Origin of the sequence: Mucilaginibacter aquaedulcis (genome assembly GCF_030409325.1) — a bacterium.
Taxonomy (GTDB): domain Bacteria; phylum Bacteroidota; class Bacteroidia; order Sphingobacteriales; family Sphingobacteriaceae; genus Mucilaginibacter; species Mucilaginibacter aquaedulcis.
On record NZ_JAUFPR010000008.1, the window covers coordinates 61,328 to 77,542 of the forward strand.

General features: G+C 40.3%; 13 protein-coding genes. 5 read left to right on the forward strand and 8 right to left on the reverse strand.

Going from position 1 to position 16,215, the window contains the following annotated elements:
- Nucleotides 1-37 precede the first annotated feature (37 nt).
- From QWZ01_RS24260 to QWZ01_RS24280, 5 genes are all read right to left on the reverse strand, one after another.
- Nucleotides 38-370 (reverse strand): YciI family protein, encoded by a 333-nt coding sequence (locus tag QWZ01_RS24260; protein ID WP_290328047.1) that lies wholly within the window; start codon nucleotides 368-370, stop codon nucleotides 38-40.
- Between the two features lie 31 nt (nucleotides 371-401).
- On the reverse strand, nucleotides 402-584 hold the full coding sequence (locus tag QWZ01_RS24265) for a hypothetical protein (protein ID WP_290328048.1): 183 nt from the start codon (nucleotides 582-584) through the stop codon (nucleotides 402-404).
- Nucleotides 585-1,105: 521 nt separating this feature from the next.
- A complete protein-coding gene (locus QWZ01_RS24270) occupies nucleotides 1,106-1,861 on the reverse strand; it encodes an SDR family oxidoreductase (RefSeq protein ID WP_290328049.1) in 756 nt (251 codons plus the stop codon).
- Nucleotides 1,862-2,134: 273 nt separating this feature from the next.
- On the reverse strand, nucleotides 2,135-2,539 hold the full coding sequence (locus QWZ01_RS24275; protein WP_353959441.1) for a Spx/MgsR family RNA polymerase-binding regulatory protein: 405 nt from the start codon (nucleotides 2,537-2,539) through the stop codon (nucleotides 2,135-2,137).
- A 30-nt stretch (nucleotides 2,540-2,569) separates the two neighbouring features.
- A complete protein-coding gene (locus QWZ01_RS24280) occupies nucleotides 2,570-2,992 on the reverse strand; it encodes a cupin domain-containing protein (protein WP_290328051.1) in 423 nt (140 codons plus the stop codon).
- A 259-nt stretch (nucleotides 2,993-3,251) separates the two neighbouring features.
- Here QWZ01_RS24280 and QWZ01_RS24285 point away from each other — a divergent pair, with 259 nt between their 5' ends.
- Together QWZ01_RS24285 and QWZ01_RS24290 are read left to right on the forward strand one after the other, a co-directional pair.
- The gene (locus QWZ01_RS24285) at nucleotides 3,252-4,259 is read left to right on the forward strand and encodes a GlxA family transcriptional regulator (protein WP_290328053.1); all 1,008 of its coding nucleotides are present in this window, start codon (nucleotides 3,252-3,254) and stop codon (nucleotides 4,257-4,259) included.
- Between the two features lie 171 nt (nucleotides 4,260-4,430).
- Nucleotides 4,431-5,222: an alpha/beta hydrolase gene (locus QWZ01_RS24290; RefSeq protein WP_290328055.1), complete on the forward strand. Its 792-nt coding sequence runs from the start codon at nucleotides 4,431-4,433 to the stop codon at nucleotides 5,220-5,222.
- 90 nt (nucleotides 5,223-5,312) lie between these two features.
- Here the strand turns inward: QWZ01_RS24290 and QWZ01_RS24295 are convergent, their stop codons facing one another.
- Nucleotides 5,313-5,621 (reverse strand): hypothetical protein, encoded by a 309-nt coding sequence (locus tag QWZ01_RS24295; protein WP_290328057.1) that lies wholly within the window; start codon nucleotides 5,619-5,621, stop codon nucleotides 5,313-5,315.
- Nucleotides 5,622-5,804: 183 nt separating this feature from the next.
- Here QWZ01_RS24295 and QWZ01_RS24300 point away from each other — a divergent pair, with 183 nt between their 5' ends.
- The 3 genes from QWZ01_RS24300 to QWZ01_RS24310 all read left to right on the forward strand — a co-directional run bounded on the left by QWZ01_RS24300 (nucleotide 5,805) and on the right by QWZ01_RS24310 (nucleotide 10,581).
- Nucleotides 5,805-8,498 carry a sigma 54-interacting transcriptional regulator gene (locus QWZ01_RS24300; RefSeq protein WP_290328059.1) on the forward strand — a complete coding sequence of 898 codons (2,694 nt, stop codon included), beginning with the start codon at nucleotides 5,805-5,807 and terminating at the stop codon, nucleotides 8,496-8,498.
- Nucleotides 8,499-8,635: 137 nt separating this feature from the next.
- Nucleotides 8,636-9,349 (forward strand): alpha/beta fold hydrolase, encoded by a 714-nt coding sequence (locus tag QWZ01_RS24305; protein WP_290328062.1) that lies wholly within the window; start codon nucleotides 8,636-8,638, stop codon nucleotides 9,347-9,349.
- Nucleotides 9,350-9,726: 377 nt separating this feature from the next.
- Entirely contained in the window at nucleotides 9,727-10,581 is an 855-nt protein-coding gene (locus QWZ01_RS24310; RefSeq protein WP_290328063.1) for a helix-turn-helix domain-containing protein, read from the forward strand.
- Between the two features lie 33 nt (nucleotides 10,582-10,614).
- Here the strand turns inward: QWZ01_RS24310 and QWZ01_RS24315 are convergent, their stop codons facing one another.
- On the reverse strand, nucleotides 10,615-13,293 hold the full coding sequence (locus QWZ01_RS24315) for a sigma 54-interacting transcriptional regulator (protein ID WP_290328065.1): 2,679 nt from the start codon (nucleotides 13,291-13,293) through the stop codon (nucleotides 10,615-10,617).
- A gap of 30 nt (nucleotides 13,294-13,323) precedes the next feature.
- Nucleotides 13,324-16,002, reverse strand: a complete 2,679-nt coding sequence (locus QWZ01_RS24320; RefSeq protein ID WP_290328067.1) for a sigma-54-dependent Fis family transcriptional regulator — start codon at nucleotides 16,000-16,002, stop codon at nucleotides 13,324-13,326.
- Nucleotides 16,003-16,215: the final 213 nt, after the last annotated feature.

Genomic DNA, 16,215 nt, shown 5'->3' on the forward strand with positions numbered 1-16,215 from the left:
ATTGTTTTAAAGTGGTGATTATTTATTTGATTACTGTTTATAAACCCTGCCGAATTTCCACACGCCCGCCAAGTTGCAGAATAGGGCAGCTACCCGCCATCTCTACAGCTTCATTATAGTTTGCAGCTTTCAAAAAAAGCAAACCTTTAACTGATTGCATTACTTCTGTGTAGGGCCCGTTGGTAACGTGGCTGCCAATTACCTTACCCTGGGCCGAAATGCGCCTTGCGGGTCTTGATAATTTATCATTTGCGGCAAGGCTCCGGAGCCAATCGGCCCAGAGCTTGCGGTATGCTTTTAACTGTTCGGGTGATGGTTGAATTTCCCTGGTTTGGTAATCTCGCCAGAATACCAATAAGAACTCGCTCATTTTAAATGTCAGGATATTTTGATCTGTTATTTTATTCTTCAGGCCCATCCTCAAAGGGCTGTTCTACCATTCTTAATGAATCATCAAGATATTCGCCACCCTGACTAAAGCTTTCATCAAAGTTTGGATCGGCATCATTATCTGTTGATTCCTGTACTGATTTTTGATCTTTGTTACCGGGATCCGCATGGGATCCAAAAAAGAAATAGTTCATGTCGCTTTGAATTAAGTTTATGATTTGTAATGAAACATTTATCGCTTTTAAATTTTGCCATATCTGGGCATATTAACTGATTTACAACCAACGTGCCAATGTTTTAATGTTTTGAATATTAGTTACTTGTCATTGTTTTGAAATTCATTCTACACTTTATTTAGCCGATTTAAACAGGATTACACGAAATGAAGAGGTGTTTTACATATTTTACCACCGCCCTGAGCTTTTGTGAATAAAAAAGTCCGGTAGCTTTGCTGCCAGACTTTCTTTTTTAACAGATGGGGTGATGCACATTAAACTGATGCATCTTTAAGTATTCAGAAAATTATTTTAAGGTAGCAGTAGCCCGTCGACTCTTCGAGTTGCTGACCGGTTTTCACAGGGACACTGTGCCGGCGTGGGTTTGTCCCGAGCACGAACGGGTGGAAAGTGCTCGCCCCTTACAACATCCATGAAGAGCTGACACCCGTCATCTTCGTTTTACGCCGGGCCCATGCAAGCCTTAAAAATTTCTATGGTTATGCCTTTTTAGGTTGATTTACATACCAGTTCTCAAAATCTATTTTGAAAATTTTGGCATCATCGCCCGGAACCAGCATTTGATCATTTAGTAATACACCATAATAGCGTGCATTAGTATCGGCAACAACCTTGCGCGAATCATTATTCTTATCTAAATATTTCTGAGCAAGCGCAGCAAGGCTAACCTTATCCGGGCCGCCTATTTCAAGGATACCATTTATTGGTGCGCCCAGAGCAACCTCAGCTACGGCCGTAGCCACATCGGCCGAGGCGATAGGCTGGAAAAGAGCCGGCGACAGGCGAACGATCTCTCCTTCGGTTGCCGGAGCAATAATACCACCCAAAAACTCAAAAAACTGGGTTGAGTGTACAATAGAATAAGGAATGCCAGAGGCTTTAATTAAATCTTCCTGTGCTTGTTTAGCCCTGAAATAACCGCTTTCCTGCAGGCGATTAGTGCCTACTACTGATAATGCGATGTGATGTTTTACACCAGCAACTATTTCTGCAGCAAGGAGATTTTTTCCGGAGGTTTTGAAAAACTCCATTACAGCTGCATCTTCAAATGAAGGGGAGTTTGCAACATCCACAACAACATCAGTATCCTTCAGGGTTTCAGCAAGGCCTTCGCCTGTGATTGTGTTTACACCGGTGGCCGGAGATGCCGCTATAACTTCATGACCAAGTTGGGTAAGCTTATTTACAAGCTGCGATCCAATTAGCCCGCTTCCTCCAATTACTACAATTTTCATAATTTGTGTTTTTATGGCCTTTTAACTCGGCCGGGTTTACAGTGTTTTAATAAATGCAATTGCTGCTTTGCAATCGCTATGCCATTGGTTAAGTTGTTGGATTTTAGGTTTTTAGTGCAAATATGAATGCTTCTTTACACTCTATTTCGTGGAAGCCGCTTTAGTGACACGATATTTAGAGCCATTACCGCTACTAATCGGGTTCGCCTTAAAACACAAACTGCGACACGTTATATGCGTGCCGCAGTTTGTGTACTTAGACAGATCTTTAATTTAAAGAAGGATGTGCTTTTTACGACTTGGTTTTGGCAAGGAAATTTGTGTTTGAGGTTTTTTTAAATGTTCCTCATAAACCATTTCATCAAAGCCAAATAATAGAAAATCGACATCTTCAATCACTGGACGTTTGATAATACCCGGATGTTCTTGCAGTAATGTTAATGCATCCTCTTTGCTTTTTATTGATTCCTTAATCTCCGGGAGCAATTTTTTCCAGGTCAGGCTTTTTTTATTAAAAAAAGAATCGCAGCCCAGTTTTGCGTCCCACTCCAAAAGTTTGGCCGGGGATATACCATCCTTTTTAAAGTTTTGAAATTCAAAGCCCATATTATGTTCTTTGAACCAGGCCATGGCCTTCTGTGTTTTTCTGCAATTGGTTAGTCCGTAAACTTTCATCATTTTGTACCTAATAACTTAAGGTTAGTTACGTTATTTGGCTTCGGTTATGAAAGGCAATTCCTTAGGGCCAATAAAATAAACTAACAGCTTAGCCTGTTTAGTTTTGCTCATGTTCTTGCTTTCTGCATGCAAGCCGTTAGGATCTTCCCAAAATGCTTCTCCTTGCTTGTAAATATGAGTTTTACCATTAAATGTTGATGATATGCTTCCTTGCAATACGTAAGCAATTGTTGGGATAGGGTGGCGGTGTGCGCCTGATACTTCACCCGGTGCAAAGGTTACTATCACCAGTTTGGCTTCCTGGCTCTTAATTTCCGGAGTGGTTATAATCTTTTTAAAAATAACTTCTGGGGCATACTGCGTAACATTTACTGATTTTGGTTCGTGTTGCGCTTTTGCATTAATGGCAAATGCTGCACAGAATACCAATAGGCTTAAAGTGAATTTTTTCATGATAAATAATAATTATACACAACCCATCCATTGGGTTTGATATGCAAAATTAATGAGCGTACAAAGTTTAAACTGGTCCAGCTATTAACGGTGAGAGGGTCCAACAGGGTTTTGATCTTGTGGTGCATAAGGTTTAAGCCTTAAATTAAGTGTTTGGTAATAAGGTGTTTGTTGTTATCTGATATAGCGATTTTCTTGTTCATTTGTGATAAATGCAGTATCTTGTATTGTAATTCATTGCTGAAAACTCATACTTATTATGGCACGGAAGCGGATTGTAATTATTGCCATGCCTGAGGCACTGTCCTTTGATGTTATGGGGCCTTCTGATGTATTTTCATTGGCCGATTATTTTCGTTTGTCTGGCACTGTAGGTGAAAGCAAAGAGCCTTTTTACGAGGTGATGGTAGTATCTGCAACTCCCGATTTGATAGTACGTACTGCAAGTGGAGTTACCATAGCCTGCGAAGAAAGTATATTTTCCTTAATCGGTAAAGTTGATACCTTGATTATTGGCGGGCTCTCGCTCACCAAACCCAGGGGCTACTACCCCGAGGTTGTTAATTGGGTAAGGCAAAATGCAGGGCAGTTCAGGCGGGTATGTTCTGTGTGCATTGGTGCTTTTATTTTGGCCGAAGCCGGATTGCTTTCAGGCAAAAATGCTACTACCCATTGGCATTATTGGAAAGAGTTAAGCACCAATTACGAAAATATCAAGGTAAATCCCGATCCTATTTTTGTTAAGGATGGTAACATATACACCTCTGCCGGTATCAGTGCAGGTATAGATCTGGCTCTTGCCCTTGTTGATGAAGATCTCGGACGCGATGTATCATTACGCATTGCGCAGATGCTTGTGCTTTATCTTCGCCGCCCGGGTAATCAATCGCAGTTCAGTCAGATGCTTAGCCAGCAGCTATCAAATAAACAACCAATAAAGGAATTGCAGAATTGGATAATGACCAACCTGAAAAACAATTTAAGTATTGAGCTTTTAGCAGAGCGTGCAGCTATGAGCCCACGTAATTTTGCCAGAGTTTTTTCCGTTGATGTGGGCATGACTCCGGGCAAGTACGTTGAAGGACTTCGGGTTGAGTCATCAAGGCGATACCTCGAAGAAACCAATATGACCATGGAGCAGATAGCAAGTGAATGTGGTTTTGGTACGTCTGACACGATGCGCAAAATATTTCATCGCAGTATGAACATGACACCTTATGCATACCGGAGTCTGTTTGGTTCGCAGCAAGCCCAGGCTGTGAGTTGATGATCAGATACTGCTTAATTTTACTCTTAATGATCTTCTAATATGTAACTGGCAGGGAAAAATGTCCAGTAGTAGATACCCATTGTCCATTGCCCGGGTTTAGCTGCTGAATGACCTTTGTGTTCTATAAATACAAGGGCTTTAAACAGTAAATCTTAAGAAATCAAAATCATGAAATCAAAATTTAAACTAAACTTGGGTATTGGGGGGCAGTTGATTGCCGCAGTAATTGTTCTGGGCTTCTTGCTTGCACTACCCAACTTATCAAATGCACAGAATAAACCTGTAAAGAATATTGTACTTGTGCATGGTGCCTTTGCCGATGGATCTGGCTGGCGTGGGGTATATGATATTCTTGTAAAAAAAGGATATAATGTAAGTATTGTACAAATCCCACTTACTTCACTTAAAGACGATATAGATGCCACCAACCGGATATTAGATAGGCAAGATGGGCCGGTTATCCTGGTGGGCCATTCATGGGGCGGAGTTGTTATTACCGAAGCCGGTATGCACCCAAAAGTTGCAGGTCTGGTATACGTAGCAGCCTATCAGCCGGATAAAGGCGAAAATACTTTGAAATGGGCAGCTTCACAGCCTGTTAAGCCTGAGTATGGCATTTTGCCTCCGGACGATAAAGGTTTTGTTTATTATGATAAAGCCAAATTTCATGACGGGTTTGCAGGCGACCTGAGTAAGGCGGAGACTGATTTTATGTTTGCCTCGCAAGAGCCCATTTTGGCAGAAAGTTTTGCAACCCCGGTTGCCGACGCGGCCTGGAAAACCAAACCGGCGTATGGTATTGTGGCAACGGAAGATAAAAGCATCAATCCGGATATTGAACGTAATATGTACAAACGCTCAAATACCCATACTACCGAGATTAAGGGGAGCCACGTAGTTTTTATTTCGCACCCCGATGCCGTGGCCAAAATAATTGTAGCTGCTTCTGAAAATAAATAATATTTCTCTCTGGGTTTCTGAACCCTGTATCATTGCAAAAAGCAATAATCTTATTATAAACCGGATGTGTCTCCTAAAACACATCCGGTTTTATTGTTTTAGGCCAATACCTATTGGCAGTAATCCATTGATAAATGGCATCCGCAAACGGCAGTTTTTACTGTAATTTTGATTGTACATATCAGATATAGGGCTAAAGATTTGACCTCGCAATAATCCAGCTCCTAAAATAGAAATGACGGTTAAGAAATACTTTTTTTTAACTAAATGTCCAATTCCGAAAAGTCGATTGTTAATGACCTGAAAATGCCCTGGAACTGATCTCTTTTTTAACCAATAATACGGTATAAAAATTTGAAAAATCAAAGTACGCCTATGGGCAAGTGAAAATACTGTCATTAAAATAAAAGATAAAAATTCTAAACCAGGTATACGTTTAGAAAAAGGAAGCGAAAATATTCGCTGTCAGTTAACAGACCTTCGGGTCTGCTATAATATTATTCTAAGATTAACAATCTAACCATCCTATCTACAGGCCTGGTAGTTTGCTTTTGGTATCCTGTTTAACCAATTTTTTGTACAATGGAAAAGCCCCTGTTTTTAAAACTGATGAATGATTTCAAAGCTCAATCAATAGATGAGAAGAGCTTTTTTGAAATGCTGCATAGGCAGATAGACGGCTATGAAAATGAAAAAGATATTCTGCAGGCTCTGAGTAATGATATAACAAGAGCCAGGGTGAAAACCGACCTTATAAAAGTTTTTTCGTCAAGACTTAAAGGGTTCTTTTATTTTACCCACGCGGTTGTTTCCCTGATAGATCAGCGCGATAAAACCTATTATCCTTTTTTGCTTGATGTGGATGCGTTAAAAATTAAACACCGCACCGAACTTCCATCGCTATTGGCCACACGTTTTTTTCTTGGTGACCCATTTATTAGCCAGGTTGATGGGGCCGATGTACCTGTAGCTTTCCTGTTGGATGAAATCATAAATAAACCGGGAGTACCTGCATTTATAAAAGTAAATTATGAATGCGGAATAAGGAAAGCCATGATTGCCCCGCTGAAAAGTAAAACAGGGACAATCGGGTTTGTTTTTGTTTATTCTGATCGTACAGATAGCTTTTCTGATGAGTTTCAGTCCATTTTAAGACGCATAAGTCCGCAGCTTTCAAGTGCCGTTTCCAATATCATCATCAATGAAGAAATTAAATTTAATGAATGGGTTAACGAGGTTTTACTTACCATAAGTAATGATCTGGTTACCGTTAGGCACAGGAAAGATTTACTGAAAATTGTTAACTCCGGCCTTAAAAAGCTCGTGAATTTTACGCATAACGTGATGACCATAATGGATGAAACGGAAGAAACATACAATGTATATGTGACCGATCCGGATTCACCTAATCGCGGATTACCAAGGTTTGAAGAGGCAGTAAGTAAGGCAAATCCTGTTAAGGACGGTATTTATGATGTGGCTTCGCTGTCTGATAAACCCGTGGTGTTTGATATGGCCTCATTTGGTATAGATACGGCTCCGCTTTGGTTTAAATTAAATTATGCGGCAGGGGCGCGCGAAATGGTTATTAAGCTGCTTCCGGATAAAGGAATCCGAAAATTAAGCTTAATACTGTTTGCTAATAAGAAGGGGAGTTTTGATGAAGCAGCTTTAAATATAATTGAGCGTATTTCCAGCCAGCTTTCTACCGCGGCATGCAATATTGCCGTGAATGAGGAAATATTATGTAAAGAAAAAGAAAAGTCTTTTTTGCTGGAGTTTAGCCATGATGTTGCCGCCGTACGCAGTAAAGATGATTTGTCATTGGCTGTTGAAAAGGCTGTGAAAAAACTGAGCTTAGTAAAAGGGTATGTTATCCGCCTTATTAATGACGACCGCAGTACAACAAATTCTTATATCTATGATACTAAGATTTCATTTCTTGATGATGTTGAGTTTAGAGAAATAATTACCCGGAAATTTAACATAAAGGATGGCTTGCAGGACAAAGTTCTGCAAAGTAACGAACCTGTATTATTTAAAACCGAGGAAGAAATAAGGCGAAGCTGTGCCCCCCGTTATGTGCATTTCTGGAACCGGGTTGGATTTAAAAAGGTAATAGGTGTGCCTTTGCGAACAGGAAATAAAGATCTGGGGATTTTGTTTATGGAAACAGATGCAATCAATATGCCTCTTTTAAAAGGAATTTGCGCGCAGATTTCTATCGCCATTTCAAATGTGGTAGTTAATGAACAGCTTATTACGTACAAAAAGATGCTGGAGGTTGAAAACGACCAGCTTAAGGAGCAAATAAATACCATCTACAATTCTTCTGACATTATTGGTAATGGCCCCGAAATGCAGAAAGTGTATCATTTAATGTCAATTGTAGCCAAATCCAACTCAACCGTGCTGCTGATGGGTGAAACCGGAACCGGCAAAGAATTGATTGCCCGCGGTATTCATAATGCATCGCCGAGGAAAGATAAATTGATGGTTAAAGTTAATTGTGCTGCATTACCTGCAAATTTGATTGAAAGCGAGCTTTTTGGTCATGAAAAAGGGTCATTTACCGGGGCGATAGAACGCAGAACGGGTAAGTTTGAACTGGCACATAACAGCACTTTGTTCCTGGATGAAATAGGCGAACTTCCGCTTGACTTACAGGTGAAACTACTGCGTGTTATCCAGGAACGCGAATTGGAAAGAATAGGAGGAAAAAGTGTGATAAAGGTTGATGTAAGGATCATTGCTGCAACCAACCGCAACCTGGAGGAAGAGGTAAGTGCCGGCCGGTTCAGGGCCGATCTATACTACCGGCTCAACGTATTCCCGATCAATTTGCCACCGTTAAGAAAACGGATAGAGGATATACCACCGCTGGCAAACTTTTTTCTTACCCGGCACAGTAAAAATACAGGTATAAAAGTTACCTCCATATCAAACAAAGTTATGCAGGAGTTAAAAAGTTACCAGTGGCCCGGAAATGTGCGAGAGCTTGAGCATCTGTTAGAGCGTAGCATTTTAATGTCGGGAGATAGTGTTATACGTGAGGTATATCTACCCAAAAAACATATGGGGGTGGAGGTAAGTACAAATCAAACACTTGATGAAGTTGAACGCGCGCATATCATTCAAACTTTAAAGGTATGCGGTGGTAAAATAGCTGGTTCGGGAGGAGCGGCCGGGGTATTAGGTACTCCATCAACCACTTTACACGCAAAAATGAAGAAGTTAAAAATTGCAAAAGCTGATTATTTACCTAAAGCATCCTGACCTTCTTTTATTGGTGAAAAAAGTACCGTAATGGTTGTTGTTTGTCCATTGTTGTTTTTTGAGGATCGAGATATTTTTGAGTTCAATTGAGATGAAATAAAGCTCAAAAATTATTGATCAAGTAAAATTTAAACAACATGAAAACAGAAACAACATCTGCGCAAGACGCGCCCGTAAAAAATATTGTGCTGGTACACGGGGCTTTTGTTGATGGTTCTGGCTGGCAGGGCGTATTTCAAATATTATCAAAAAAAGGTTATCAGGTATCGGTTGTCCAAATACCGCTTACCTCACTTCAGGATGATGTGGATACAACTAACCGTGTTTTAGACAAACAAGATGGCCCTGTAATACTGGTTGGCCATTCATGGGGAGGCTTTGTAATTACCGAAGCCGGAATGCACGAAAAGGTAGCCGGTTTGGTATATGTGGCTGCGCTTCAGCCTGAAGTTGGCGAAAATACAATTCAACTTTCAACAGCACTTCCTGCAGCTCCGGAAAACGGGGTTATGGAACCTGATGACAAAGGCTTTGTATATTATGACAAAGCTAAATTTCACGCCGGTTTTGGGGCCGATCTGAGCACAGAACAAGCTGAATTTCTATATGCTTCGCAAAAGCCTATTGCGGCGCAGTCTTTCGGTGCTTCTGTTACCAATGCAGCCTGGAAAACTAAACCCAGCTATGGCATAGTTGCCCTGAACGATAAAACTATTAATCCGGTTACGGAACGCTGGGTGTATAAACGGTCAAATTCCAGGATCACGGAAATTGAATCGAGCCATGTTGTATTCATTACGCATCCAGATAAAGTTGCCCAGGTAATCATTAACGCAGCTGATAAAAAATAAGGTTTTAAATATTGTTTTAATTGAACGGGGCCGGTGTGGTTTTATATAGCAATGCTTTGATTTTAAGCTTGTTGTTAAACCATGCTGGCCCTTGTTCATTTGAGGTGAGTTGAAGTTTTTCTGCTTTCCGTCTGCAAAATTCTGGCTTAGTGTATGCTAAGCTTAAAATAATCACACTATTGATGCTCGGAATATCGTGAGAGCGGGTACCAATTCGCAATATAAAGTGTAAATAATAAGATATTTTTTTTCAAGTATTTGATAATCAAACATTTATGTGATGGCACGCCTGTTGTAATTGTCTGTCAGATGGATTTTGGGTAGGTAACAACTTAGTACCCAGTAAAATATCGCTATCTGTATAGAATCATTAGGAGATGAAATACTTGAAACAATGTGCCTTTAAAAAATTTGGTATCCTGGAGTTTTGTAACCAAAATCCGGTAGATGAGTTCATTGATCAATTCAGGGACTATATTAAAATTATATACCTCAAAAAAGGCGGCCGGGTAAGCAGCGACTTTACTGATATGGAGGTAGGGCAGGATAGTTTGCTTTTTGTAAATGCCGCGCAGTTTGTCAGGCTATCTGAAAATACAAAAGGTTGTATCATGTTTTATGACCAGGGCCTTTATGGTGTGCGGTTACATGATGAGGAAATAGCCTGCGATGAGCTGCTCTTTAGCAATTTTCATACTATGCCCCTTGTAGAGCTGGACGCCATCAACTCAACAACTATTGCATCTGTTTTTGATGAAATAAGACGTGAAATAATTCAGGATGACATTAACCAGGAAGAGATGATTCGTGTGTTATTAAAGCAAATTATTATCCGGGCTACTCGTTTTTGGAAAAGGCAGCATAATATACATGACTTAAAGCCACAGCATGATTCGGGCTTTTTAAGATATTTTATGCAATTGGTTGAACACAACTTTTCAAAATATCATGACGTTGCCTCGTATGCAAATATGTTGAACATGAGTGCCAAGGCACTGAATAAACGTATTGTAAAATACCGGAGATGCACACCTAATGAAATAATTAAAAAGCGGATCATATTAGAGGCACAGCGGTTGTTGGTTTACACGCATCTATCGGTAAAAGAAATTGGCTACAGGCTTGGCTATGATGATCCATCATATTTTATCCGGTTTTTTAGCAAGCAGGTTAAAATAGCGCCGCAAACTTTCCGGCTTCATTTTCAGGGTGTTTTAAATGCAGTTGCGTAACGGGGGCGTGAATACTGTGGTGAAAATTAACAATCAGGAAAGCTGGGGTAGATATTCTGGTTTGGTAATATTCAGCTTTCGCATTTTAGAGTGGAGTGTTGTTGGTTGTACCTCCAGTACCTCGGCAGCACCTCCGTTTCCCGAAATTTTGCCCTGGCATTGTTTTAAGATCCCGATAATATGGCTGCGCTCCATCTCTTCAATAGTCTGGTTAAAAAGAAGTGTAGATTGGTTGTTAACCTGGCCCGATTTAGGTAAATGTACCTCGTGCAATATGTGATCATTAGCCATTAAAATACTCCGTTCAATAACATGCTCCAGCTCCCGCACATTTCCGGGCCATAAATAAGCCTTTAATTGCTGTAAAGCCTTGGGTGCTACTGAGGTAACCTTATAACCCGTTATTTTACTGTATTTGGTCAAAAAGAAATCAACAAGCAGGGCAATATCTTCAGCGCGGTCACGCAAAGGGGGCAAAGTAATCGGGAACACGTTGAGCCGATAATACAGATCTGACCGGAACTTGCCGGCAAGTATCTCAGCCTCGAGGTTACGATTTGTGGCAGCAATTATCCTAACATTAACTTTTATGGTTGTTTTTCCGCCAACCCGCTCAAATTCCCGTTCCTGTATCACCCTAAGCAGCTTAACCTGCAATTCAATCGGTAGCTCACCAATTTCGTCTAAAAACAGGGTGCTGTTATGGGCTAATTCAAATTTTCCAATCCGCTGTTCAAAAGCTCCGGTAAATGAACCCTTTTCGTGACCAAAAAGCTCGCTTTCAATGAGGTTAGGAGGCAATGCGGCACAATTCACCTTGATCATTAATTTATCTTTCCGTTGAGATGCATTATGGATACCTCGTGCAATTAACTCTTTACCGGTACCTGTTTCACCCAATATCAGCACCGTAGAGCCAGATTCGGCCACGCGCGACATCAAGCGGTAAACTTTTTCCATCTGAGGTCCGCGACCAATGATCTCCGAAAAGTTATAAATGGTTTTGATCTGCTCCTTTAAATGATCGTTTTCAACCTCCAGCTGCTGTTTGTAGGCCAATAGTTTTTCGTTGGCTTTGATGTTAAATATGGCTACAGAAATTTGTGAACAAAGGCCCCTAAGCAATTCGTAGTTTATATCATTAATTAGCAGCCAGAGTGTTCCTATGTTTTCGTTCCCGACACATAAGCGTACGCCGAACATGTTTTTATATCCTGTTTTTTTCCAGAAGGCTATGTATGGGCTGTTGTTTCCGTTTTTCTCTTCCTGTTCAATATTAAAAATAACCGGATCATTCTTACTGAGTACTCTTGCCGATAGTGGTTCGTCAACAGTAACATTTTTCCCCAATAGTTCTTTATAAAGGCTATCATTGGCATAGGCCGCATTTTTATCGTAGAGGTAAGGGATCAAAAGACCGCCATCTTCTATTACCCTGATCATGGAAAGTTTTACACCAACAAGATTGTCTAAAACCTGAAAAATAGCTGTTTCCAGGTCTTCTTTTGTTTTTACAGCGGCCAGATCCTTACTAAATGTAAGTAAATGCGATTTATCTCGTTCCTTGTTTAAAATAGCTTCATTGGCGGTGATATTATTGGCAGCTTTGGTAAGTTGTCCGGCCACACTTTCTATAATTTCAATGCTCGTGCCATTAAATGAGTTTAATTTATCGGCAAAAAGAATAATGCTATGCTTCGGAATCCCATTATAAGGCAATGCCTTTATCAGTAACTCGCGGGCACCGGCTGCATAATTAAGTTTGAGCCACTGAGGTGCCTTACTCAAATCAAAAGACCTGATATCAAAAACCAATGGCCTATCAGCAGCAAAAGTTTGGTCACAAATGCCATCATCAGCTGGGTATGTTAACAAATGGCTGCCGGTATCATTTGAATAGTTTTGTAACTGGTTAACGCTTTCCGTTAAAAAAGTTTTGTAGCCGAGCTTATCGTTTGAAAGAACGGTCATTACGCTATTTGTAAATCTTATTAGTTTGCTGAGCCCTTTATTAATTACATGAAGCAGATGCTTGCGAGTTTTAACATTTGCTATTTCACGGCTCAAAGCAAGCAATACTTCATTTTCGTAATCTTTTTTCCGGTTACCCTCGTTAACAATAATGTTTGATACAGCGCTGGACAGTTGTGGTGCTATCCCGTTTAAAATCTGCTTAAATTCGTTAGTGAAGCTACCAGTTGTGTTTGAGTACAACGAGATAAATCCAAGTGTTTCCGTCTGATTTCTTAACGGGGTGATCATTATTTCCTTAATACCGCACTCATATATGATGTTTACAAATGGTAGTAAATTGGGCGTTTTAATGATCTCATCAAGTAAAAAGGTCATAGGGCCTTTTGAGTGGAATACATCTTTGATAATAGGTGCATCAATGGAACAAATTGTTTTTATCCCCTCCGGAAACTTGCGATGGTTTGTATATAATGGCGATTCGGGATCAACTAAAAAAGGAATAAATGTTTTAGTGGGCTTATCAACCAGCATAATAGTGCTGTGGAGAAAGTGAAACATATTTTTTAACCGCGATGAAAACAGCCGGATCAGATCATCTTTTTCGCGCACTTTGGTTATATCGGTGCTTAAAGCAAAAATAATGTCACGCTCCTGCTCATAAGCAGTTATCTGCTTCAGTAGTTTATCCTCACTTAGTATGTCTTCTTCTATCTTATTCGGCAATATCTCTTCTTTCATCTTGCTTGCTTGTTCCTTTCTGTGAGCCGTTTACCTGTAATCTTCTTTGGTAATGTTTAACCTTTTCATTTTAGAATGAAGTGTTGTTGCCGGAATATCCAGTATTTCTGCAGCTCCGCCTTCTCCACCTATTTTTCCACAACACCGTCTTAATGTACCAATAATATAATAGCGTTCGCGGGCGTCTAAAGTGAGCGACAGCTCAGGGGCCGGCAAATCATCCTTACCTCCGGGAAGATATACCTCCCGCAATGTATTGCTGTTTGCAAGCAAAACACTGCGTTCAATTAAGTGTTCTAATTCTCTCACATTGCCTGGCCACTCATAATTTTGCAGTTTTCGGGCAACATCCGGGGTCATGCCTTTTACCGTAATACCAGTTTGTTTGCTGTAACGGGCCAGGAAAAAATTGGCTAATGGAACCACATCCTGCTTCCGTTCCCTTAACGGAGGCAAAAGAATTGGAAAAACATTGAGCCTGTAATACAGATCGGGCCGGAACCTGCCGGCAGTCATTTCATCTTCCAGATTTCTGTTTGTGGCAGTAATAATTCTTACATCTACCTTAATGGTATTTTTGCCGCCTATCCTTTCAAATTCGCGTTCCTGTATAACTCGCAGCAGTTTTACCTGTAATTCTATAGGTAATTCACCAATCTCGTCTAAAAACAGGGTACTGTTATGTGCCAGTTCAAACTTGCCTGTACGGCGTTCAAACGCGCCGGTAAAAGCTCCCTTTTCATGGCCAAACAATTCACTTTCAATAAGGTTGGCAGGCATGGCCGCGCAATTGACTTTGATCATTAATTTGTTTTTACGGGGAGATGCCTGGTGTATTGCCCTTGCTATCAGTTCTTTGCCGGTTCCGGTTTCGCCCAGTATCAATACAGACGAATTGGCACCTGCCACACGGGTTATGAGCTGGTATACATGATGCATTTTTTCATGATCGCCAACAATTTCCGAAAAGTTATAAATATTGTTAAGCTGCTCGTTCAGGTGCTCATTTTCATACTCCAGCTTTTTTTTGAAAATGATCATTTGCTCGTGTGCCTTAATATTTGAAATGGAAATTGATACGAGCGAGCAAATACCCTGAACCAAAGGCATGTTGATCTCCTCCAGTCCCAGCCATAAGATACCCCATTTTTTAGAGGCTGTTTTTAGAGGCATGCCCACTACTTTTTTAAATCCTATGAAATTCCATAGGGTAAAGTATCTTGGATTTCGGCCCTGTGCCATTTCTTCATCAACCGTTAAAAATACGGGTACCTCACTGTTCAACACCCTATCCTGAATACCATCATTAATTGGCAAGCGTGTTGTAGTAGCTTCCAGTACCAGCGGGTCGTCAGGTAATGTGAAGCTAACATCATGAATATAAGTGGTGGTTGTTTTGCCATCGTCATTGATCAGCCTGATGGCATAACCCTTAAGCACATTTAGTTTTTTTAAGAAGATCATTACAGTTTCTGCCAGATCTTCCTTGCTGCGCACAGTGGCTATAGCGTTGCCAAAATCGAGCAGAAATGATGTTTCCCATTCCTTTTTGGTTATCTGTTCATTTGCGATAATATTTTCTGCTACAGTAGCCAGTTCGCCGGCAATGCGCTCAATTATGGCTAAGGCCCCGTTACCAAAAGTTTGCAAACGGTTTGAAAACAGGATGAGGCTATGATTTTGACCTTTTTCTCCGTGTAATACCTTGATCAGCATTTCACGTGCCCCAGCACTGTAATTTAATTTAAACCAAAGAGGCGCTTTGGTTAAATTGACAGATCGCATATCAATTACTAAAGGTGTATCTGAAACATTAGCTGCATCGTAAATTCCATCAGCAACAGGATATGGTTGATAAGCGGCGGCCTCGCTAAGTTTGTTGAAATCAGCTTCTTCTGATTCTGTTAAAAAGACATGATATGTTTTACCGTTCGGGTTTAAAACGGTCATCATGCAACTGCTGAAAGGAATAAGTTTTTTAAGGCAGGAGTTAATAACGTTTAACAGGCTTTTTCTCTCTCTTATCACCACCATTTCTGTACTCAACTCAAGTAAAACGCTATTAATAAACTGTTTTTGCCTGATCTGTTCGTTGATCATGATATTGGTTACCGCGTTAGAAAGCTGAGGCGAAATATTTAGCATCAGGTCCTGGAAATCGGGTGAAAAAACGCCCGGAATATCGGCATATATCAAGCTGAAACCAATAACCTCATTTTTATTTTTCAGGGGAGTGATGAGCATTTCTTTTACACCGCATTCATAATTAACACGCACAAAAGAAGGTAAGCCCGGAGAGTTTAAAATTTCGTCGAGATGATAATGCAGAGGCCCGGATGCATGCAGTATTTTGCCTACAATCGGTTCGTTGAGTGAGAATTTTGAAGTAGTAAGTTCCTGATATTCCTGATGATCTTTTATAATTGAGCCAACAGGATCAAGTAAAAATGGTGAGTATGAATTGCTTTCAGCGTCTATCAGCATCACAATAGTATGTGAAAACCTGAAAAGCGGTTTTATCCTTGCAGAGAATAAGTTTACAAGATCATTTTTTGCCCTTACCTGGGTAATGTCATTACTTAGTAGTAAAAATATCTCCTTTTGCCTTTCAAATTGAGAAACCTGTTTTTGAAGTTCGATCAAATGCCCATGTGCAGACGCGGTAGATGGGCGTTCTTTTGAATTACGAAAGTAGTGGGATTTATCCATAACACTCTTGGTGCAGTTACCTATTTTATGTTAACCGAGACGCTATATATAAAATTATGCCATTTTTTTAATGTATTGATTTTGAGTAAGTTGTTTATTTATTGTTAACCCAAGAACAGACGAAATAACGCCTCCCGGTATTTAGGCCACCAAATAACGTTACGTATTTTGTATTTAGTTAATAGTGTGCCTGATCAGCTATACGAGATCGGT